Below are 21916 nucleotides of genomic sequence, written 5' to 3'. Positions count from 1 at the left end.
CTACTCCGGCAAATCTCCCGCACTCATGACCATCGGCCGAATCTTCTGCAGCTGGGTTTCCAGCGAATGAGTAATGCTGGTCGACATCGAGAAGAACGTCAGAAACGCCTTGAGGTTCGAGTCGCCTTCACAGACGTCGTGAATGCGCTGCCAGAACGCCTGGTTGACCAGCTGCAATTGCTGGAACAAACGCACCAACCCCTTCAGCTCCCAATCCGCATGCCGCCCTTCACGGAAGTTGAAGTACTGACGCGAGAGATACAACGACACCGCGCGCAGGATGAATTCCTGGTTATTGGCAAACGGCAGGTGGTTGAACGCCATCGGTTTTAGCTTGCTCAGCACCGGACAGGCGCTGGTGGGCATGATCAGGCCGAGCAACGCGCGCAGGCCCTCCTCCAGACCCACCTGCTTGCTGTACTCCCGCTCCGGGGTACGCACCCAGAAATGCGCTTTCTGGAACGCCGGCAAGCCGTGGAAATCCTCGATCACCCGGTGCAAGTCCACCGCCGCGGGGCAATGGCTGTATTGCTCACGGTTGAGCGGGCAGTTGCTGCACTGGTGATACTCCAGCCGCGTCCAGGCCGGCGCCAGGCGCGCGCGCTCCTGGTCGTACTCGCGGTTGAGTTCGATGCGATAGCCAAACTCGTGACTATCGTCGAGGGAAATCCGGTACTCGATGGCCATTCAGGTCTGTGCCTCGCGAATCAGTCGTCCAACTCAGCCCAACGTTCCAGCAGGGCGTCCAGCTCTTGCTGCGCAGAATCCAGCAGGGCCAGCGTTGCTGCGCTTTCCGCCGCCGGGCGCTGGTAGAACGTCGGGCCGGCAATTTCTTCGTTCAGTTCGGCGATCTTGCCTTCCTGCGCCTCGATCAGACCTGGCAAGGCTTCCAGTTCGCGCTGCAGTTTGTAGCTGAGCTTTTTCTTTGCCAGCGGAATGTCCGCAGGCTCCACGGCAGCGGCGGCAACCGGCGCCGGTGCGGTGCTTTCCGGCTTGCCGGATTTGCTTTCACCCACGCCCAGCAACTTCGGCGAACCGCCCTGGCGCAGCCAATCCTGGTAGCCACCGACGTATTCACGCACCTTGCCCTCACCTTCGAACACCAGGGTGCTGGTTACCACGTTGTCGAGGAAGGCCCGGTCGTGGCTGACCATCAACACGGTACCGGCGAAGTTCGACAGCACTTCTTCCAGCAGCTCGAGGGTTTCCACATCCAGGTCGTTGGTTGGTTCGTCCAGCACCAGCAGGTTGGCCGGCTTACTGAACAGCTTAGCCAGCAACAGACGGGCACGCTCGCCACCGGACAACGCTTTCACCGGCGTGCGCGCACGCTGCGGGCTGAACAGGAAGTCGCCGAGGTAGCTCAGCACATGGCGGTTCTGGCCATCGATCTCGATGAAGTCGCGGCCTTCGGCGACGTTGTCGATCACGGTCTTTTCCAAGTCCAACTGATGGCGCAACTGGTCGAAGTACGCCACTTCCAGACGGGTGCCGACTTCCACTTTGCCGCCGGTAGGCTGCAGGTCGTCGAGCATCAGCTTGAGCAAGGTGGTTTTGCCGGTACCGTTGGCGCCGAGCAGGCCGATGCGGTCCTGGCGCTGCAGAACCATGGAGAAGTCTTTGATCAGCTGCGGGCCGCCTGGGTGAGCGAAGCTGACGTTCTCCAGCACCATCACTTGCTTGCCGGACTTCTCCGAGGTGTCCAGCTGGATGTTGGCCTTGCCGGTGCGCTCGCGACGTTCGCTGCGCTCAACGCGCAAGGCTTTCAGGGCGCGTACACGGCCCTCGTTACGGGTACGACGGGCCTTGATGCCCTGACGAATCCACACTTCTTCCTGAGCCAGGCGTTTGTCGAACAAAGCGTTGGCGGTTTCTTCGGCGGACAGTTGCGCTTCTTTATGCACCAGGAAGCTGGCGTAGTCGCCGTTCCAGTCGATCAGGCCGCCGCGGTCCAGTTCCAGAATGCGTGTAGCCAGGTTCTGCAAGAAGGACCGATCGTGGGTAATAAACAGAACAGCGCCCTGGAAATCTTTCAGGGCGTCTTCCAGCCAGGCGATGGCGCCGATATCCAGGTGGTTGGTTGGCTCATCGAGCAGCAGCAGGTCCGGCTCGGACACCAGCGCCTGGGCCAGCAACACCCGGCGACGCCAGCCACCGGACAGCTCGGCCAGGGTTTTGTCAGCTGGCAGTTGCAGGCGGCTCAAGGTGCTGTCGACCAATTGCTGCAGGCGCCAGCCGTCTTTGGCTTCCAGCTCCTGCTGCACGTGCATAAGCTTGTTCAGGTCTTCGTCGGTGACGATGTTCATGCTCAGGTGGTGGTACTCGGCGAGCAACGCGCCGACGCCGTCCAGGCCTTCAGCCACCACATCGAACACGGTACGGCCATCGGCCACCGGCAACTCTTGCGGCAGCTCACCGATTTTCAGACCCGGGGCGCGCCATACCGAACCGTCGTCGCCCAGGCGATCGCCCTTGACCAGACGCAGCAGGCTGGATTTACCGGTGCCGTTGCGGCCGATGATGCACACCCGCTCGCCACGGGCGATCTGCCAGGAAATCTTGTCCAGCAGCGGCATTGCGCCATAGGCCAGGGAAACATCGGTGAACTTGAGCAGCATGGTCGCCTCGGAGGGGAATAGCTGCGGCCATGTGCGCAGTGCGCGACAGCCGCTGGAAATCTCTTTGCCGGGCGCTTTTGGCATCGGCAAAACTGGGCGCGCATTCTACCGAGTTGCGCCCTTGGCCGGGTGGCATTTTTTTGAACCTTCGCGATCTCGTAGGTGCGGCTTCAGCCGCGATGTTCTTGATCTTGGCGTTTGCAGGAATCGCGGCTGAATCGGATGGCCGCCCCCCCTCCTACAAAACCCCGGCGCTTTCGCTTTCGTCACCGCCCGGCAAAAGGCTAAGCTAGCCACCTTTAGCGTTCTGGCCATCGCGCCAACGCCTTTCAGAATTTTCAGCTCGGAAGTGTCATGCGCGGTCGTCTGCTCTGCCTGTTTTCCTGCCTGCTCCTCTCCTCCGTCACCCTCGAAGCCTCTGCGGCCGCCAGCCTGGCGCAACAGCGGTTGTTCTATGACGAGGCCAAACGTGCGCTGGCTAAGGGTGACAGCGGCCCTTACCGGATGTACGCCAACGCCCTGGCCGATTACCCGCTGGAGCCGTACCTGGCCTACGACGAGCTGACCTACCGACTGAAAAGCGCCAGCAATGCCGAGATCGAAAAATTCCTCGCCGAGCACGGTGACCTGCCGCAGGCCAACTGGATGAAGCTGCGCTGGTTGCGCTGGCTGGCCGAGCGCGGCGACTGGAAGCCGTTCGTCAAATACTACGACCCGAAGATGAATTTCACCGAGCTGGACTGCCTCAATGGCCAGCACCAGCTCATCAGCGGCCAGACCGCTGAGGGTTACGCCAGCGCGGAAAAACTCTGGCTGGTGGGCAAATCCCAGCCGGACGCTTGCGAGCCGTTGTTCAGCATGTGGGCCAACGCCGGCCAGATGACCGAAACCATGCGCTGGAAGCGCCTCAAGCTGGCCGTGCAAGCACGCAACTACAGCCTGGCCAGCCACCTGACCCAGACCCTGACCACCCTCGGCAGCCAGGGCCAGCTGATGATCGACGTGGCGCAAAAGCCCGCCATGCTCAGCCAGACCGCACGTTTCACCCCGGCCAGCCAGACCATGGCCGACGTGGTCAGCATCGGCTTGCGCCGCCTGGCCAAGCAGGACCCGGAAAAAGCCATCAGCCTGCTCAATGACTACACCCAGCGTCTGCCATTCTCGGCCGAAGAAAAGGTCGCCATCGCCCGCGAAATTGGCCTGACCCTGGCGAAAAGCTTCGACGATCGCGCCCTGCCGATCATGACCCAGTACGACCCGGAGCTGCGCGACAACACCGTCACCGAATGGCGCGCACGCCTACTACTGCGCCTGGGCCGCTGGAGCGATGCCAACCAGTTGATCCGCCGCATGCCGGCCGATCTGGCCAGCACCAACCGCTGGCGCTACTGGCAAGCGCGTAGCCAGCAACTGGCCGACCCAAACAACCAAGGCGCGGCCTTGCTGCTGTACCAACCGGTGTCCAAGGAGCGTGATTTCTACGGCTTCATGGCCGCCGACCAGCTGAAAACTCCGTACCAGCTGACCAACAAGCCGCTGCTGCTGGACCCCAAGCTGGTGCAGAAAGTGCGCAATACCCCAGGCATCCGTCGCGCCCTGGAATTCCACGACCGTGGCCAGATCGTCGACGGCCGCCGCGAGTGGTACCACGTCAGCCGCCTGTTCAGCCGCGACGAGCTGGTAGCCCAGGCACGCCTGGCTTACGACAAACAGTGGTACTTCCCTGCGATCCGTACCATAAGCCAGGCGCAGTACTGGGATGACTTGGACGTGCGCTTCCCGATGGCTCACCAGAACACCCTGGTGCGCGAGGCCAAGGTGCGCGGTCTGCATTCGAGTTGGGTGTTTGCCATTACCCGCCAGGAAAGTGCCTTTATGGACGACGCCCGCTCCGGCGTCGGCGCCAGCGGCCTGATGCAACTGATGCCCGGCACCGCCAAGGAAACCGCACGTAAATTCAGCATCCCGTTTGCCCCGCAGCAACTGCTCGACCCGGACAAGAACGTGCAGTTAGGCGCGGCCTACCTGAGCCAGGTGCACGGCCAGTTCAACGGCAACCGCGTGCTCGCCTCCGCCGCCTACAACGCCGGCCCCGGCCGCGTGCGTCAGTGGCTGAAAGGCTCGAACCACCTGGCCTACGACGTGTGGGTGGAAACCATCCCGTTCGACGAAACCCGCCAGTACGTGCAGAACGTGCTGTCTTATGCAGTGATCTACGGCTTCAAGCTCAATGCCCCGCAGCCGTTGGTGGATTGGCATGAGCGGTTCTTCGACGACCAGTGAACGAGCTGTTCGCTGGGGCTTTTGCTCTAGGGCGCGCACGCTAGATCTCGCGAGCTAGAGTCATCCAAGGCAAAAAGCCCTGCTGAAAGCGGAGTTGGCTGTAGCCAATGAGCATTTCAGCAGGGCTTTTTAACGCAGGAGGGCCGACGCGCAGCAGATCGTTTCCCGCCCTACTCCAAAATTTCGACTTCCATTCCCACTGCCAGCTCCCCTTCTCCTTCATTGATCAGGTTCTGCCCGAAGTACACATCGCCTTCTTTCTCGCGATAGGTTTTCAGGGTCGCCAGCGGTTCACGATCGCTGCTGCGCTCGCCGGTTTGCGGGTCGATGGTGGTGAGGATGCAGCGGCTGCAGCCCTTGGCCACGCGAAACTCGATGCCGCCGATACGAATACGTTTCCAGCTGTCTTCGGCGTAGGCCTCGCTGCCCTCCACCACCAGGTTCGGGCGAAAGCGCAGCATTTCCAGCGGGCGGCCGACGCGGGTGGACAGGTCGTCCAGCGACGCCTGGCCAATCAACAACAGCGGATAACCATCGGGAAAACCGACCTTCTCCTGCGGGCCGAGGCTGCCGGGAATATCCCGTGCACGGTCCACCGGTACATGCACCAGGCGGCAGGCTTTGCCGAGAAAGCGGCTGAGCCACTCGGCCGCTTCGTCGCCGGCATCCGGCACCACCATGCTGTCGCTCCAGATAAAGGCACCGCGCATTTCGGCGTCCGGACCCGGTACCGGCACGTCGAGCGCCTGGAAGCCTTCAGCGTTGAGGGTCAGGCCGCCCTGCTCGTTCCACAGCGCCGACAATTGCGACATATGCGCCATCGCCCGCTGGGTGAAGAAGCGCCCGTTGCTGGCGTCCACCAGCATCCAGCGTCGATCACCAAGCATGCCGATGCTGTCCAGCTGCACACGCGGCAGGCTTTCGCCAATGGCGGATTTCATCGGGAAACGATAGAGGGCGGAGAGACGCATAGCTAAGGTCCTGAGTGGCGTTCACAAGGGACCGTTATACGGAATTGCGCGGTAATGGCTCAAGAGGCACGTAGGTTGGGTTGAGCCGCAGGCGAAGCCCAACGAGCCGATCGCGGTAGCCGCAGCAACGCAATGTTGGGCTTCGCTGCGCTCAACCCAACCTACGCCGCGTTCCGGCCGTCACTCGTCGAGCATCAGACGTTCGCGAATCACATCAACGAGCTTATCCGGCTGAAACTTGGACAGGAAGTTATCGCAGCCAACCTTCTTCACCATCGCTTCGTTGAAGCTGCCGGACAGCGAGGTATGCAGCACCACGTAGAGGTCTTTCAGGCGGGGATCGCTACGGATTTCGGTGGTCAGGCGGTAGCCGTCCATTTCCGGCATTTCCGCGTCGGTGAAGACCATCAGCAGTTTGTCGGTCATCACATGGCCTTCATCGGCCCATTTCTTCAGCTGGTTGAGGCCCTTCAGGCCGTCGGTGGCCACGTGCAGTTTCAGGCCTAGCTGGGACAGGGTGTCACGCAACTGCGCCAAGGCCACGCTGGAGTCATCCACCAGCAGCACTTCGCGGCCGCGGGCTTTTTCCAGCACCGGGTCGGTCAGGCGGTCGCCGGAAATGGTGGCGTTGTACGGCACGATCTCGGCCAGCACTTTTTCCACGTCGATGATTTCCACCAACTGCTCTTCCACCTTGGTGATTGCCGTCAGGTAATGCTGGCGGCCAGCGCCACCCGGGGGCGGCAGGATGGAATCCCAGTTGAGGTTGAGAATGCGGTCGACGCCGCCGACCAGGAAGGCCTGCACCGAGCGATTGTATTCGGTGACGATGATGGTGCTTTTTTCATCCGGCACGATCGGGCGCATGCCGATGGCTTGGGACAGGTCGATTACCGGCAGGGTCTGGCCACGCAGGCTGACCACGCCACAGACGAACGGGTGGCGGTGCGGCATCAGGGTCAGCTTGGGCATCTGCAGGACTTCCTGCACTTTGAACACGTTGATCGCGAACAATTGCCGGCCTGCCAGGCGGAACATCAGAATTTCCAGGCGGTTCTCACCCACTAACTGGGTGCGTTGGTCCACTGAGTCGAGAATGCCGGCCATGCTGTGCTCCTGTTGTGTCTGTCGAGTCTAGCTGTTGCTAGCCACCTTATCGGCGGCAGGTGACACAACTGAAATGTGTCTGACGTGGGTGCCATCATGCCGTGCCATCACTGTAGGCACAATCGCACTCCCTCGTAGGCGGCAGTCTGCTCCGGCTTTATTCAGGCGTCCATGCCCAGTAGCGGTGAACCGGGCGGCAGGTGCACCCGCAGCGCGGCGGGTCTGGCATTGAAGCGCAGCGCTGTGCTTTCCAGCGGCTCGCCATCGAGGTTGAGGTCCAGGCCTTCCGGCGCTTCGATCTCGACCCAGGGCAGGCGCGCATTGATAGACACGCTCTCCAGGCCGAGGATGCCGCCGGACAACAGCGTGCCCAGGGTGCCGACCACGTCCTGCGGCGCCGGAATGATGCAGATATCCAGCAGCCCATCGTTCACCCGAGCTTGCGGGCACAGCACATGGCCGCCGCCAGCCTGGCGGCCGTTGCCGATACCGAGGGCGAGAAAATCGCCTTCCCAGGTGAAGTCCGGCCCTTTGAAGCGACCGAACGCCGCGTGCACATCGGAGAAACGGGTCAGCCCGGTGAGGAAATACGCCGCGCCGCCAAGCACCCGCTTGAGCTCTTCGGACGTATTGACGGTGATTTTCGAGCCAAAACCACCGGTGGCCATATTCAGGAACAGTTGACCGTCCACTTCACCCAGATCGATCGGCGTGGCGGCCTGGTCCAGCAGCGCCAGTGCTTCCAACGGCACCAGCGACACCCCGGCGGCGCGTGCAAAGTCGTTGGCGGTGCCCAGCGGCAGCAGCACCAGGCTGGCATCGGCGTCGGCCAGCGCCATGGCCTCGGCAACGTCACGCAAGGTGCCATCGCCACCGCCGGCAATAATGGTCGGGTAACCGGCGGCCAGCGCCTCGCCCACCAGGCGTTGGGCGTCGCCACCCTCCCAGGTCACCCGCACGGCCAACTCCCAGCCCTCGTCACGACGGGCCTGCACGGCGGCGCGCACGTCTTCGTTGAGGGCCTGCTTGCCGTGCAGAATCAGTAAGGCTTTACGCTCGCTCATCATCAAATCCTTTAGTCGCTTGGCCAACCCTAGCACCAGCTACCGGACCTGACGAAAAGCCTAGGCCGGGTAGCCGGTTATCTTGCGGATGCTCTGGTACAGCGGCTTGAGCTGCCTGTACATGCGTTGGTACACCTCGCGGTACAAGCGTTCATAGATTTGTTGCGCCTGCGGGTTGGGCTCGAACACCTGGCCGACCCGGGTCATGGCGGCGATGGCGGTGGGAAAGTCCGGGTGCAGGCCCAGGCCAACGGCGCAGTCGATGGCGGCGCCCAGCCCGGAGGTTTCATACACATGCGGACGCTCGGCCGGCAGGCCGAAGATATCTGCCGTCAGTTGCATGGCCGCATCGCTCTGCGAGCCGCCGCCGGATACCCGCAGCCGGGTGATCTTGCTGCGCGAGCGCTTTTCGATCTGCTCCTTGCCCTGGCGCAAGGCGTAGGCCAGGCCTTCGAGAATCGCGCGGTAGATATGCGCGCGAGTGTGTACGTCGCCAAAACCGATGATCGAGCCCTTGGCCTCCAGCCCCGGCTCGCGGATGCCGGGGGTCCAGTAGGGCTGCAGCATCAGGCCCATGGAGCCGGCCGGCACGCTGTTGACCAGCTCATCGAACAACACCTCGGGCTCGACGCCCAGCTCTTTGGCGCGCTGCATCTCGAGCAAGCCGAATTCCTGCTTGAACCAGCTGACCATCCAGAAGCCGCGGTAAATCATTACCTCGGTGTTGAAGTGATCGGGAATTGCCGCCGGAAACGGCGGAATCAGCGGCACGGTTTCCAGGTAGGTGCGCCGCGTGGTGTTGATGGTTGCCGTAGTGCCGTACGACAAGCACGCCGTGCTCGGCTCCACGCCGCCCGCACCCAACACCTCGCAGGCCTTGTCAGCACCCGCGGCAATCAACGGCAAACCTTCAGGAATGCCGGTATGGCGACTGGCCTCGGCACTGATCACGCCCAGGCGTTCGCCGGGCTTCACCAGGTCAGGCAACTGGTTCTGCCGCACCGGCATGGCCTGCCATTTCCAGTCACTGCGCGCCGCCCATTTCAGGCGTTTGTAGTCGAACGGCAGGTAACCGACACAGCACGCCACCGAGTCGACAAAACGCCCGCACAGGCGATGGGTGAGAAAACCCGAGAGCAGCAACACCTTGTCGGTCTTTGCCCAGATCTCCGGTTGTTCCTGCGCCAGCCAGTTCACTTCGGCCTGGGCGCGGAAGTAATCCACCGTGGCTTCTTCGCGGATCAGTTTGAACAACCAGCCCCACGGCCCTTTGATTTTGTCGCGAACCTCGGCCCGGCGTTGGTCGAGCCAGAGGATCGCCGGCCGCAGCGGTTTGCCATCGGCATCGACGGTGATGATGGTGCCGCGCTGGGTGGTCAGCGACACGCCCTTGATCTGGCGTTTGTCGATGTCCACTTGCTGCCAGAGCAACCGGCAGGCTTCGCCCAGGCTCTGCCAGTAGTAGTCCGGGTCTTGCTCGGCCCAACCGGGGTGCTGCGAGTAGTAGGCCTGCAGGTCGACCTTGCCCTTGCCGAGCAGGTTGCCCTGCAAGTCGAACAGCAACGCGCGCACGCTCTGGGTGCCGTTATCGATGGCCAGCAGGTAGCTTTTTTCGCTCATGTCGGAGGCCTTTTATTCTTGTTCTGAAGGCAGGCTGTAGCAGCGTTGCCACAGGCTCAGGTAGCGCTGTTGTTCCTCCTGCCAGCGCGCATCGCCCCAGCCCAGGCGGGCTTGGCACAGCTCGCGGATGCGCGGCAGAAACTCGGTGGCGCCGTGAGCCAGCAACAGGCCCAAGCGGGTGCGCCGCAGCAGCAGGTCGTCCAGGTGCAGCACCAGCTCGTGTTCAGCTGCGAACGCCAGCTCGGCCCACAGGGTGTCGGTGGCGCCCACGCAATCGCTGCCGATTTGCTCCAGCAGCGGCAGCAGCAATGGCAATTGGCAGCCATAGCGGCCAGCCAGGCGCCGCTGTTGGCCGGCTGTCAGACCGGCGATAGGCTCTGCGATCAGCGGCCGAAACACCGCACCGCCCTGGTCGCTGATGGTTTTCCCCAGCATCGGCGCGCAAGCGTTCAGCACTTCCAGCGCCAACAAGCGGAAGGTGGTCAGCTTGCCGCCGGCCAGGGTCACGCTGCCCGGCTCGGTCCACAGCACGTGTTCGCGTTTTTCATCCGACGGTTTCAGGCTCGCCGCGCCGCTGGCCACCACTGGACGCACCCCCGCCCAGGTCGACAGCACGTCATTGGCGCCAATTCCGGCATGGGGAAACTGCTGCGCACAGGCGCTGAGCAGGTAGTCGACCTCCGCGCTGCTGATGCGTGCTTCCAGGTCGATGTCATCGCCGTGGTCGAGGTCGGTGGTACCGATCACCGTGGCGCCTTCCCAGGGGAATACAAACACCGGGCGGCGATCTGCCGCGTGCATAAAGCTGAAGGCATGGGCCAGCGGCAGACGCCAGGCCGGCAACAACAAATGACTGCCGCGCAGCGGGCGGATATGTTCGCCACCGTCCTGCTTACGCAAGCGGTCGGCCCAGGCGCCGGTGGCCTGGGCCACCACGCCGGCAGTGAATTGGTAGCGCTGGCCACTTTCGCTGTCTTCAGCCTGCAGGCCGATCACCCGGCCATCGGCGCGGGTCAGCTCCAGCACCTTGAGGCCATTGAGCGCCTCGCCACCGTCAGCCCGCGCTTCACCGAGCACGCGCATGACCAGGCGGGCATCGTCGGTTACCGCGTCGAAGAAGCGTGTGCCTCCCTGCAGCTGTTGCTCTTTCAGGCCAGGCGCCAGGTACTGCAGCGCGGCTTTGGGGAAATATTCATGGGTGCGTTTGCCGGCCAGGGCGTCGTACACCCGCAGCAAACTGCCGAACACTTTTGGCCCGGGAAACTGGCCCTGGTAATGCGGCATCACAAAGCTCAACGGGTCGACCAGACCTGGCGCCTCGCCAAGCAGACGCTGGCGTTCGTGCACCGAATCGCGGGTCAGTTTGAACTGGCCCTTGGCGATGTAGCGCAGGCCGCCGTGGACCATTTTCGACGAGCGACTGGAGGTGCCCCAGGCAAAATCCCGCTGCTCAATCAGCAGACAACGCCAGCCGCGCCGCGCCGCCTCACGCAGAATGCCGACGCCGCTGATGCCGCCGCCGACCACGATCAGGTCCCAGTCACGTGCCGCCAGCTCGGCTAGCTCCTGTTCGCGCCAGGCCGCGTTCCAGGCCGCTGTCATTTCAGCAGCACGCCGGGGTTGAGGCGCTGGTCAGGGTCGAAATGGGTGGCCATCGCCTGCAACGCGGCGATACCCAGCGCACCCTTTTCCACCGGCAGGTACGGCGCGTGGTCGCGACCCACGCCATGCTGGTGGCTGATGGTGCCGCGGTTGTTGACCACGGTGCTGCTCGCCAGGTGTTTAAGTTTTTGCCAGCGCGCGTGGGTGGTGGCGTAGTCGAGACCTGGGCGGAATACATAGGTGGTGTAGATGCTCGAGCCTTCGCCATACACGTGCGACAGGTGGGTGAACACATGCACCTGTTCGCCCTCATCGCTGAGGCCGCCGCGCAAGCTGGCTTCGATTTTGTTCAGCAGGCTGTCGACATTGCTCCAGTCGGTGGCCGTCTCCAATGTGTCGACGGCATAACCGGCCAGCCACAGGCCTTCGCGCAGATAAGGGAAACGGAAACGCCCTTCTGCCCACTTCTTGCCGAGCAGGGTGCCGGTGAACACGCCACCAAAACTTTTCAGCAGGGTCTTGGCCTGTTTCAGCGACAACGCGTTTTGCGCGCGGTTGCCGGTGACACCGAAGGTCAGCATGCATTTGCCATCGCGAGCGCCGCGCAGGGCCAAGTATTTTTCCAGCCAGGCGATCTGCTCGGGGTGGCCGGCCAGGGCCAGCTGGGTTTTGGTTTCAATGGCGTTCGACAGGCGCAGCATCGACAGCGGTACTCGCGCCTGGCCGAGGTTGCGGATCGCTTCCAGCGCCTTGGCCCAGGACGGCAGGAACACCGCGTAGAACTTCTCTTCCACCGCCAATTTGGTGACCCGCACCTGCACCGAGGAAATCACCCCGAAGCGGCCTTCCGAACCCAGCACCATTTCGCGCAGATCCGGGCCGGCAGCCGACGCCGGAAAGGTCGGAATCTGCAGGGTGCCGGCGAAGGTTTCCAGGGTGCCACCGGCGAACAACTGCTCGATGCGCCCGTAACGCAGCGACTGCTGGCCGCTGGAACGGCTGGCCACCCAACCGCCGAGGGTCGACAGTTCCCACGATTGCGGGAAATGGCCGAGGGTGTAACCCCGGGCGCGCAGCTGGCTCTCCACTTGCGGACCGTTGGCACCCGGGCCGAAGGTGGCGATCAGGCTCTGTTCGTCGAGCTCCAGCAGGCGGCTCATGCGCTCCAGCGACAGGGTCAGCACCGGCTTGGCACTGGCCTGCGGATTGATATGACCGGCCACCGAGGTGCCACCGCCGTAGGCAATCACCAGTACGTCCTGAGCGGCGGCCCAGGCCAGCAACTCGCGGATTTGCGCCGTGGTTTCTGGGTAGGCGACGCCGTCGGGGAACACCTCGAAGCGGCCTTCGCGCATCGCCAGCCAGTCCGGCAGGCTCTGGCCACGGGCGTGGCGCACACGGTCTTCGGCGTCAGTGCTAACCAGCGGATGCAGCGCCAACCGCGAGGCCGGCACCTGGGCCAGCACCTGCGCCAGGCTGGCGTCGGGCAGCGGCTGGCCAGGGCCGATCAGCTCGGCCAGAAACGCACCGCCATGGGCCGGCAACTCCACCACCGTGGCCTCATCACCCCAACCGTTCCAACGCCGCATGCCTGTCTCCTTGTCTGTTTCGAACCGATGGATTCGCTGCCTATACTAGCCAGCCGCTTGGAAAGATCACTGTCGAATCAAGACAGCACCAGTGGCCAATCAAGACAGTCCCTCAGAATAAGAACGACGCCATGCAAGCACTTGGCTACACCTCAGTCCCTGCACTGCTCAAGTACCTGCGCCATGCCGAACAGCTGGGCCTCGACCAGGCCCCTGCCCTCGCTGCGGCCGGCCTGACCACCAGCGACCTGGAAGACAACGGCCGCCGTCTGCCCAGCGAAGCCCACGAAAAACTGCTCGAGCATTTGCTGCGCGAATCCAACGACCCGCTGTTCGGCCTGCACGCCGCGCACTTCACCCAGCCGGGCTCGTGGAGCGTGCTCGGCTACATCACCATGAACTGCGCGACCCTGGGCGAGGCCATGAGCCGCATCGTGCCCTATGAAAAACTGGTGGGCGACATGGGCGTCAGCCGCCTGGAACCGGCCGGCGATCATCTGCGCCTGATCTGGAGTTGCCGCCATCAGCCGGCGGAGATTCGCCGGCACATGGTCGAGAACGTGCTGACTTCCTGGCTGCTCTACGCACGCTGGATTGCCGACATGGACCGCTCGCCGCAGGAGGTGTGGTTCGAGCACCCGCAGCCAGCCAATACCGAGCTGGCCGAATACCATCAGGTGTTTGGTTGCCCGGTGAAGTTTGAGCAGCCGGTCAACGCGTTGTTGGTGCCGATGGAATACCTCAACGTGCCGCTGCGCCAGGCCGACGCCAACCTGCTGCGCACCCTGGAGGAGCACGCGCTGACGCTGATGGCCGGGCTGGACGAAGGTGAGCCGCTGCCGCTGCGGGTGAAAAACGCCCTGCGCCTGCTGCTCAAAGACGGCCTGCCGCGCAAGGAGCGAGTGGCGGAAAAATTCGAAATGACAGTGCGCACCCTGCAACGGCATCTGCAGCAGGCGGGCACCAGTTACCAGGAGATTCTTGATCAACTGCGCCAGGAGCTGGCCGAGCATTACCTCACGCGCAGCACCCTGCCGGTACAGGACATTGCCTATTACCTGGGGTTTACCGAATCGCGCTCATTTCACCGCAGCTTCAAAGGCTGGACGGGGATGACACCGGGGGAGTATCGCGAGGCGCATCGCAAGGGGGCTGATCTAGCGTAAGCCCGTAGGAGCGGCTTCAGCCGCGATGCTCTTGATTTAAAAGCATCGCGGCTGAAGCCGCCCCTACGGACCTCTGTGGTCTATCAGTTCAGCACTTCACTCAGGGGAATAAAGTTCACGCTCTCCCCTTCGCTCAACGTCCTGCCTTCCGGCACTTCCACCAAGCCTTCAGCCCAGGCCGCACTGCGCAGCACGCCGGAACTCTGGTTGCTGTAGAGCACGGCGCGGCCGTTTTCGATACGTGCGCGCAGGTATTCGCGGCGCTCGCCGGCAGTGCGCCAGACAAAGCCCGCCGGCACCGGAAAACGCAGCGGCAACACGTCTTGCACGCCCAGGCGGCGCAGCAGATACGGCCGCGCCAACAGGGCAAAGGTCACCAGCGTGGAGGCCGGGTTGCCGGGCAAACCAATCACCGGCACGCCACGGAAATGGCCGAAGGTCAGCGGCTTGCCAGGCTTGATCGCCAGCTTCCACAACGCCAACTCGCCCTCTTCGCGCAGGGCATGGCCAAGGAAGTCCGCCTCGCCGACCGACACGCCGCCAGTCGAAAGAATCAGGTCGACGTTATCGAAACCACCCAGGCGCTGGCGGGTGAGCTCGAGGTTGTCCGGCAGAATGCCGCCATCGATCACCTCGCAACCCACCTGGCGCAGCCACTGGATCAGCAAGGTGCGGTTGCTGTTGTAGATCTGCCCTGGGCCGAGCGGCTGGCCCGGCTCGATCAGTTCGTCACCGGTGGACAACACCGCCACGCGTGGACGGCGCACTACGCTCAACTGCGCCACGCCGAGGGTGGCGCACAGACCGAGCTTGATCGAATTCAGGCGGGTGCCCGCGACCAGCACGGTTTCGCCGACACGGGTTTCCTGGCCTTGCGGGCGGATGTTCTGGCCGACGTTGAGGGCTTCGGTAAAACGCACGCGACCGTCGTCCAGCACCTCGGCGTTTTCCTGCATCTCCACACAGTCAGCGCCCGGAGGCACTGGCGCGCCGGTGAAAATCCGCGCGCAGGTGCCGGGCTGCAAGTGCTGCGGTGCCTGGCCGGCAAAGATCCGCTGGGTCACTTCCAGCGGCTCGCCACGCCAGTCGGCCAGGCGCAGGGCGTAACCGTCCATGGCGCTGTTGGGCCACGGCGGCAGATCGAGGCTGGCCACCAAGGGCGCAGCCAGCACGCGGCCATGGCCATCGGCCAGGGCGACCTGTTCGACGTCAGTGATCGGCGTCGCTTCGGCCAGCGTCAGCAAGCGCTCCAGCGCCTGCTCCACCGGCAGCAGGCCGGGGCGTTTGCTCTCGGTCATCCGCGGCTCTCGCACGGCGCAGCCTGTTTCAGGTGCGGGACGAAATTGCACGGGCGGTGACGGTTATCCAATTGCTCGGCGAGGATGCCGTCCCAGCCGGTGCGGCAGGCATTGGTCGAGCCTGGCAGGCAGCACACCAGGGTGCCGTTGGCGAGGCCAGCGAGCGCGCGGGACTGGATGGTGGAGGTGCCGATGTCTGGCACCGAAATCTGGCGGAACAGCTCGCCAAAGCCGTCAACCTGCTTGTCCAGCAGACAGGCCACCGCTTCCGGGGTGCTGTCGCGACCGGTGAAACCGGTACCGCCAGTGATCAACACCACTTGCACGCTGTCTTCGGCAATCCAGGTGGCGACCTGGGCGCGGATTTTGTACAGATCGTCTTTGAGCAGCACGCGGGCGGCCAGGTTGTGGCCGGCAGCGGTGAGGCGATCAACGAACAACTGGCCCGAGGTATCGGTCTCCAGGGAGCGGGTGTCGCTGACGGTCAGTACGGCGATATTCAGGGGCACAAAGGGTGCATCAGCCTTGGTGTTCATAGGCTCAATCCGGTTGTGGGGGAGGCAGGTCGGTGTTTATATCACAGCCCTCGCCCTCATCGCGCCAGGAGCGCCCATGACCGATAGCACCGCCCTGCCCCACTGTTCGATTCTGCTGCTGGCCGGTGGCCGTGGCCAACGCATGGGCGGCCTGGACAAGGGCCTGGTGCAATGGCGCGGCAAGCCGCTGATTGCCCATTTGCAGGAGCTCACGCGGCCGTTGACCGATGACCTGATCATTTCCTGCAACCGTAATCTCGACGCCTACGCCCCCTATGCCGACCAGTTGGTGAGTGACGGCAATACCGACTTCCATGGGCCTCTGGCAGGTATTCGCGCGGGCCTGGCAATGGCGAAAAACCCGTGGCTACTGGTGTTGCCCTGCGATGCGCCGCTGGTGGATTTGCCGCTGCTGCAGGCCATGCAGCAACTCGCAGCGCAGCAACAGAAACCTCTGATGCTGCGTCGTGGCGCGCAGTGGGAGCCGTTGTTCAGTCTGCTGCCTACCAGCATTGCGGCCGGTGTGGAGCAGGCGTGGCAGGCTGGCAAACGCAGCCCGCGGCAGGTGTTTGAATTGCATGGGGCGGTTTATCTGGATTTGGCTGAAGACGATCCGCGACTGGCCAACCTGAATACGCCGGAGTTGTTGCTGGCTACCGAGGTTAGCCGCGATGTTTTTGATCTGCGTTCCGGTGGCCAGTGAACTTGACCGTTAGGCTTGCGTCTCATGCTGCGTAAAAAAGCTGAGCCACACGCGCAGGCAACAGCCTGCCTATAACGGAGAAAAACCATGAACCAGCGGATCATTCCCGCCTTTGCTTTGGCCTTTGGCCTTGTCGCTCTCGCCGGCTGCTCTTCGCCCTCGGTGATCACTCTGAACGATGGTCGCGAGATCCAGACCGTCGACCAACCGGAATACGACAGCGACTCCGGTTTCTACGAATTCGAGCAGTTGGATGGCAAACGCACCAAGGTCAATAAAGACCAGGTCCGTACCGTCAAGGAACTCTGAGGGGCGCCCCCAGTTGCGGCAAAAGGGGCTGGCCCGAATAACAAAATTTTCTGGCTAACCCCTTGTGCGCTAAAACTTTTTCAGTAAAATCTGGCGTCATTCGGAGTGTAGCGCAGCTTGGTAGCGCGTCTCGTTCGGGACGAGAAGGTCGCAGGTTCGAATCCTGTCTCTCCGACCAATCCCTGAAAAACCCGCCCTCTTGGCGGGTTTTTTATTGGCCGCGTTTTCGCCTTTAATGAACACGGCGAAACCAGCCCAATCTTTCCTTTATCGAGAATAAACATGAGCGCAGAAAAAACCGTAAACGGTTATGTGATCAAGCAGATCGGCGCCGGTAATTGGTGGGTGTGTGCAAGCTCTGGCGAGCAAGTTGCCGGACCGTTGCCCAGCGAGAAAATGGCCTGCGAAGTGGCCGAAGTTTTCGAAGACACTCCTCCGCCACCACGCCGCCGTGGCGAAAAGGACGACGACTAAGCGTTAGCGCAGAAACGCCACGACCTGGTCAGCCTCGAACGGCCAGTTCAGCTCCGCGCCCGTGTCGCAGCGGCGCAGCACCGGAATGCGCAGGCCGTAGATTTCCACCTGCGCTTCGTCGTCGCCGATATCCACCAGCTCGACCAGCAGCCCGTGCTCGACAAAGGGCATCAGCAACGCTTCGGCCACTTCACAGAGATGACAACCTAGGGTGCCGAACAATTGGCATTCGGGAAGCATGACTGCGCCTCAAAAAATGTTGAGGCGCAGTTTAGCCGACTCACTCGTCGCTGGCAGCGGCGTTAGTCTGGGTTTGCGGGGTGATCAGGCCTTTGAGGCCACTGAGCAGACGGTCGTTGAGCGTCTGCGCCTTGTCCAGATCCTCCTGGTCGAAGCGATCGTCCAGACTGAACGCGCCTTTGAGCAGATCGGACATGGTTTTCGCCGGGTCGTCGGACAGCCCACTGGCGGTCTGCAGCCCGTCCACCAGACTCTTCGCGTAGTCCTGCAGGGCACTGTTGCTCGCCCCGGCTTTGCTGCCACCGGCGACTGAGCCGTAGGTTTCGGTGGCGCGCACGCTGGCGGTGGTCATGTTCAGCGACATAGTAGCCAGCTGGGTGCCGTTGATATCCAGCTTCACCGCCTGGTCGAACGCGCCCTGCAGATCACCGGAATAGAACTTATCGGAGATGTCCGAGACTTTGCTGAACAGGTCCTTTAGCGAAGCCATCTCTTGATCGTTGAGATCGCCATCCACTTCCACCGAATAACCCGCAACCTGAATGGTCTTGGTCGAAGACGAACTGCCGTCTGCGGACGAGGTACTGTCGCTGGACGCAGCGTTAGCCGCCTTGATACTGATCTTGTCGCCTTCCAGGGTGGTCAGGTCGAGGTTGAAGCTCTGCGCCTGTGCCTGGTAGTTGCGGTTGCTGTAATCGCCAGTGATCGAGGTGGTGCTGTCAGCGCCATCGCTGGAGCCGGACGACGGTACGCCGAGGCTTTCGCCGAGCTTGTCCAGACCCGCAGTGATTTTGTTGTAGGTCTCGTCGATGTCGCTGGCGATCTTGCCGCCCAGCACTCCCAGGCCATCAAGAATTTTCTTCGCTTCGGCAAAGCCCTGCTCCACGCCTTTACGCGCCTGCTCGAGCATGTCTTGCAGCTCGGCCGGGTCGGCGCCGGAGGCGGCCTTGGCTTTGATGCTGCCCTCGACGAAGCCGAGAATGCGTTCGGAGACTTTGTCGGGCGTGTAGTCACTGGCCTTGCCACTCAAGTCGCCGGCCTTGAGGCCCAACTTGTCGGCCAGGCGATTGGCCAGGGTTTTCTGCGGATCAATGGAACCGCTGGTGGTAGACGCGTTGCCGACATTGCCAGTACGCAAGTTGGCGGGCAGAAAGGCAGTAGATGAAGTAGCCATGGTCGTTTTCCTCGACAGGACATCTGCAAGGTTGACGGCAGCCCCCTGGGAAAGTTGAGGGCATTTCGCCATACGCCCGACAGATGGTCCTACGCCAACCACAGAAAATTTAGCTGGCAACTCCCGCCGCGGCCAATAGCACCAGAGCCGCTGCTTTAGCTTCGGCTGCCTGCTGGTCGGGGCCTTGCAGGTGCGCCATGTCAACCGCGCCTTCGAACAGAAACTGCAGCTGGCGCGCCAGCACCTCGGGCTTGGCCACACCCAGGCGCTGCAACGCGTCTTCGAAATAGGCGGCGAAATAGCGCTTCTGCGCAGCCGCCTGTTGGTGCACCGGGTGGCTGCGATCAGAAAACTCCGCGGCAGCACTGGCAAACAGGCAGCCGCAGAAATCGTCCTGCTGCAGCCAGCGTTGCAACCCATCAAAGGCACCCAGCACCGCAGCCCGCGGCTCGGCATGGTCGCGGGCAAAATCCAGGCGCTGGCGTATCTCGGCAAAGCGCGATTCCAGGGCGGCAACGATCAGCTCGTCCTTGGATTTGAAGTGGTTATACAGGGTCATTTTCGCCACCCCCGACTCGGCCAGGATGCGGTCGATGCCGGTGGCGTGATAGCCCACCCGATTGAACAGCGACAGGGCGGTTTCGATCAATTGCTCGCGTTTGCTTGCTGCCATGTAAGGCCTCCTGAGGGCCGCCATTATGCGCGGGCCTCGCCAACCGCTGAAAGACGCTCGCCGCCCCTGGCGAAGATTTGTCGGGAAAACTTTCGCTTGAACTATACAGACCTGTCTGTTTAACATCCAATCCACACCACAACAACATGAGCGATACCGTTATGCGTCTTTCTGTGATGCCCAGAGGCCCTGCCATGGTCCTGCTGATGTTGTTGAGCCTGCCCAGCTTCGCTGACGGCCTGCGCTTCAGCCTGGTGAAAACCGCACAAACCGAAACCCTGGACGCCTTCACCTATGCCGGTGGCAGTTGGACCGACAAGGTCAAGGTCAACCACACCGCAGTGTTGATCCAGCACCACGCCGCTACCCTGCTATTCGACACGGGCCTGGGCCGGCAGGTGGACAGCCAGTTCGAGGAAATGCCGGCCTGGGACAAACCGCTGCTGCAGTACGGCGCGGTGACCCCGACACGCGATCAGCTCGACCGCGACGGGATCAAAATCGACCGGATCCTGCTGTCCCACGTGCACTGGGACCACGCCTCGGGGCTGGTGGACTACCCCGAAGTGCCGGTTTGGGCACCCTATGACGATATCGACTTCAGCCATATCTCCACCCCGCCAGCCGTGCTGCCCAGCCAGTTCAAGCACAAGGTGCTGTGGCACCCCTATGAACTGGAACCCCACCCCTTCATGGGTTTTAGCGACAGCCTCGATCTGTTTGGCGATGGCAGCCTGGTGCTGGTGTCGCTGCGTGGTCATACGCCGGGCTCGGTGGGCCTGTTTCTGACCCTGGACGACGGGCGGCGGTTCTTTTTCACCGGCGATGCCAGCTGGCGCCTGGAAGGTTTTACCGGCCCCCATGAAAAATTCTGGCTCAGCCGCAGAATGGTCGACAACGACCGCGAACAGACAGCTAACGTGCTGCAAATTGTGCACGATCTGGCGCAGAACAACCCGCAGCTGACCATCGTGCCCGCCCACGACGCAGCGGTGCAGGACACCCTCGGCTATTACCCGCACTGGGTCCAGTGAAGCGGCGCCAACGCCCGGCAGACTAAGGTCTAAAGGGCGTTGGGCATTTCCTCGTGCTTAGATTCATACGCGGTAACAAATCGGTCACACCACCACCGACCGATACCCACACGAGGAGAAAACAATAATGAGCAAAGCTCCCCTCGCCCACGCAGTCGCCCTGGCTGCCGTTGGCGTTTCGTTGTCCCTTCCAAACATTGCCCACGCCGATTTCATCAAAGACAGCAAAGCCAGCCTCGAGCTGCGCAACTTCTACATGAACCGCGATTACCGCCAGGACGGCAGCCCCAACCCGCCGGGCGTTACCGGCAAGCCTGGCGAATTTCGCAGCAAGTCGGAGGAATGGGCGCAGGGCTTTCTGCTGCGCTACGAGTCGGGTTACACCGATGGCACGGTGGGCGTTGGCGTTGATGCCCTCGGCACCCTGGGGGTGAAGCTGGATTCGGGCCGTGGCCGTACCGGTACTCAGTTGCTGCAGGTGGATCGGGAAACCGGCCGGGCGCAGGACAGTTATGGCGATGCGGGGGTGACAGCGAAACTGAAAGCCTCGAAGACCATTCTCAAAGTCGGCACTCTGGCGCCCAAGCTGCCCGTGCTGCAAGCCAACGACTCGCGCCTGCTGCCGCAAGTCTTCCAGGGCGGCCAGCTCAGCTCGCTGGACATCGACAACCTGACCCTGGATGCCGGCCAGCTGAAACGGGTGAACTACCGCGACTCGTCCGACTACGAAGAAATGGTCATCAATGGCGGCGGTCGGCGCGGCATCGTCACCACGGCCGGCCTCACCAGCGACGAATTCAACTTCGCCAGCGGCAGTTACAAGTGGAACGACCAGCTCACCACCGCCTATAGCTACGGCAACCTCGACGAGTTCTACAAGCAGCACATCGTCAACCTGACCCATGTGCTCCCACTGGCTGACAAGCAGTCGCTGAAATCCGACATCCGCTACGCCCGCTCCACCGATGACGGCAGCCACAGCAACGTCGACAACAAGGCCTTCGGCGCCATGTTCACCTACAGCCTCGGCGGCCATGCCTTTGGCGCCGGCTACCAGCGCATGAGCGGCGACACCGGCTTTGCCTACGTCAACGTTACCGACCCGTTCCTTGTCAACTACGTGCAGATCGGCGACTTTGCCGCCAAGGATGAAAAGTCCTGGCAGTTGCGCTACGACTACAACTTCGCCGCCATCGGCATTCCCGGCCTGACCTTCATGACCCGCTACCTCAACGGCGACGACGTCGACCGCGTCGGTGGCGCCAACGACGGCAAAGAGTGGGAACGCAATATGGATATCGGCTACATCGTTCAGGACGGCCCGCTGAAAAACGTCGGCGTGAAATGGCGTAACGCCACGGCACGCTCGAACTTTGGCAATGACCTGGATGAGAACCGCTTGATCGTGAGTTATACGGTGGGGTTGTGGTAAGCCTGTACTCGGCACGTTGGGCT

At 62.5% G+C, this 21916-nt stretch carries 20 protein-coding genes and 1 tRNA gene; 8 read left to right on the top strand and 13 right to left on the bottom strand.

What is annotated here, in order from left to right; translation table 11 throughout:
* Window positions 1-687 carry a hypothetical protein gene (locus tag C8K61_RS17080; RefSeq protein WP_108097362.1) on the bottom strand — a complete coding sequence of 229 codons (687 nt, stop codon included), beginning with the start codon at window positions 685-687 and terminating at the stop codon, window positions 1-3.
* Between the two features lie 20 nt (window positions 688-707).
* Window positions 708-2618, bottom strand: coding sequence for an ATP-binding cassette domain-containing protein (locus tag C8K61_RS17075; RefSeq protein ID WP_108097363.1), 1911 nt, complete (start codon window positions 2616-2618; stop codon window positions 708-710).
* Window positions 2619-2972: 354 nt separating this feature from the next.
* Here C8K61_RS17075 and C8K61_RS17070 point away from each other — a divergent pair, with 354 nt between their 5' ends.
* Window positions 2973-4901, top strand: a complete 1929-nt coding sequence (locus C8K61_RS17070) for a transglycosylase SLT domain-containing protein (RefSeq protein ID WP_108097364.1) — start codon at window positions 2973-2975, stop codon at window positions 4899-4901.
* Between the two features lie 170 nt (window positions 4902-5071).
* On the opposite strand, the gene C8K61_RS17065 is transcribed toward C8K61_RS17070, so the two are convergent.
* The 6 genes from C8K61_RS17065 to C8K61_RS17040 form a co-directional block, all read right to left on the bottom strand.
* Window positions 5072-5872, bottom strand: coding sequence for an MOSC domain-containing protein (locus C8K61_RS17065; RefSeq protein ID WP_108097365.1), 801 nt, complete (start codon window positions 5870-5872; stop codon window positions 5072-5074).
* A gap of 180 nt (window positions 5873-6052) precedes the next feature.
* Entirely contained in the window at window positions 6053-6979 is a 927-nt protein-coding gene (locus tag C8K61_RS17060) for a chemotaxis protein CheV (protein WP_108097366.1), read from the bottom strand.
* Window positions 6980-7140: 161 nt separating this feature from the next.
* Window positions 7141-8043, bottom strand: a complete 903-nt coding sequence (yegS, locus tag C8K61_RS17055; protein WP_108097367.1) for a lipid kinase YegS — start codon at window positions 8041-8043, stop codon at window positions 7141-7143.
* A gap of 60 nt (window positions 8044-8103) precedes the next feature.
* Window positions 8104-9663: an FGGY-family carbohydrate kinase gene (locus tag C8K61_RS17050; protein ID WP_108097368.1), complete on the bottom strand. Its 1560-nt coding sequence runs from the start codon at window positions 9661-9663 to the stop codon at window positions 8104-8106.
* Between the two features lie 12 nt (window positions 9664-9675).
* Window positions 9676-11265, bottom strand: coding sequence for a glycerol-3-phosphate dehydrogenase/oxidase (locus C8K61_RS17045; protein WP_108097369.1), 1590 nt, complete (start codon window positions 11263-11265; stop codon window positions 9676-9678).
* Complete coding sequence (locus C8K61_RS17040) at window positions 11262-12854, bottom strand: FAD-binding oxidoreductase (RefSeq protein ID WP_108097370.1); 1593 nt, start codon at window positions 12852-12854, stop codon at window positions 11262-11264. Before C8K61_RS17040 ends, C8K61_RS17045 begins: the two co-directional genes overlap by 4 nt.
* Window positions 12855-12985: 131 nt before the next feature.
* Here C8K61_RS17040 and C8K61_RS17035 point away from each other — a divergent pair, with 131 nt between their 5' ends.
* Window positions 12986-14020, top strand: a complete 1035-nt coding sequence (locus C8K61_RS17035; protein WP_108097371.1) for an AraC family transcriptional regulator — start codon at window positions 12986-12988, stop codon at window positions 14018-14020.
* 83 nt (window positions 14021-14103) lie between these two features.
* On the opposite strand, the gene glp is transcribed toward C8K61_RS17035, so the two are convergent.
* Together glp and moaB are read right to left on the bottom strand one after the other, a co-directional pair.
* The gene (gene glp, locus C8K61_RS17030) at window positions 14104-15318 is read right to left on the bottom strand and encodes a gephyrin-like molybdotransferase Glp (RefSeq protein ID WP_108097372.1); all 1215 of its coding nucleotides are present in this window, start codon (window positions 15316-15318) and stop codon (window positions 14104-14106) included.
* Complete coding sequence (moaB, locus tag C8K61_RS17025; protein WP_108097373.1) at window positions 15315-15854, bottom strand: molybdenum cofactor biosynthesis protein B; 540 nt, start codon at window positions 15852-15854, stop codon at window positions 15315-15317. The genes glp and moaB overlap by 4 nt, the downstream gene beginning before the upstream one ends.
* A gap of 76 nt (window positions 15855-15930) precedes the next feature.
* Between moaB and mobA the strand changes: the two genes are divergently transcribed.
* The 4 genes from mobA to C8K61_RS17005 all read left to right on the top strand — a co-directional run bounded on the left by mobA (window position 15931) and on the right by C8K61_RS17005 (window position 17340).
* Window positions 15931-16557 (top strand): molybdenum cofactor guanylyltransferase MobA, encoded by a 627-nt coding sequence (gene mobA, locus C8K61_RS17020; protein WP_108097374.1) that lies wholly within the window; start codon window positions 15931-15933, stop codon window positions 16555-16557.
* 87 nt (window positions 16558-16644) lie between these two features.
* A complete protein-coding gene (locus tag C8K61_RS17015) occupies window positions 16645-16866 on the top strand; it encodes a YgdI/YgdR family lipoprotein (RefSeq protein ID WP_108097375.1) in 222 nt (73 codons plus the stop codon).
* 101 nt (window positions 16867-16967) lie between these two features.
* Window positions 16968-17044: transfer RNA gene (locus tag C8K61_RS17010), tRNA-Pro, on the top strand.
* Between the two features lie 104 nt (window positions 17045-17148).
* Window positions 17149-17340, top strand: a complete 192-nt coding sequence (locus C8K61_RS17005) for a hypothetical protein (RefSeq protein ID WP_108097376.1) — start codon at window positions 17149-17151, stop codon at window positions 17338-17340.
* A gap of 3 nt (window positions 17341-17343) precedes the next feature.
* On the opposite strand, the gene C8K61_RS17000 is transcribed toward C8K61_RS17005, so the two are convergent.
* The 3 genes from C8K61_RS17000 to C8K61_RS16990 form a co-directional block, all read right to left on the bottom strand.
* Complete coding sequence (locus C8K61_RS17000) at window positions 17344-17580, bottom strand: glutaredoxin family protein (protein ID WP_108097377.1); 237 nt, start codon at window positions 17578-17580, stop codon at window positions 17344-17346.
* Between the two features lie 40 nt (window positions 17581-17620).
* Complete coding sequence (locus tag C8K61_RS16995; RefSeq protein WP_158272517.1) at window positions 17621-18754, bottom strand: DUF5610 domain-containing protein; 1134 nt, start codon at window positions 18752-18754, stop codon at window positions 17621-17623.
* A gap of 109 nt (window positions 18755-18863) precedes the next feature.
* Window positions 18864-19427 (bottom strand): TetR/AcrR family transcriptional regulator, encoded by a 564-nt coding sequence (locus C8K61_RS16990; protein WP_108097378.1) that lies wholly within the window; start codon window positions 19425-19427, stop codon window positions 18864-18866.
* A gap of 194 nt (window positions 19428-19621) precedes the next feature.
* Here C8K61_RS16990 and C8K61_RS16985 point away from each other — a divergent pair, with 194 nt between their 5' ends.
* Window positions 19622-20461 carry an MBL fold metallo-hydrolase gene (locus C8K61_RS16985; protein WP_256589474.1) on the top strand — a complete coding sequence of 280 codons (840 nt, stop codon included), beginning with the start codon at window positions 19622-19624 and terminating at the stop codon, window positions 20459-20461.
* Between the two features lie 127 nt (window positions 20462-20588).
* Window positions 20589-21893, top strand: a complete 1305-nt coding sequence (locus C8K61_RS16980) for an OprD family porin (protein WP_108097380.1) — start codon at window positions 20589-20591, stop codon at window positions 21891-21893.
* The last annotated feature ends 23 nt before the right edge of the window (window positions 21894-21916 follow it).

This window comes from Pseudomonas sp. GV071 (assembly GCF_003050835.1).
GTDB lineage: Bacteria > Pseudomonadota > Gammaproteobacteria > Pseudomonadales > Pseudomonadaceae > Aquipseudomonas.
This window is presented reverse-complemented; position numbering and strand designations above follow the sequence as displayed.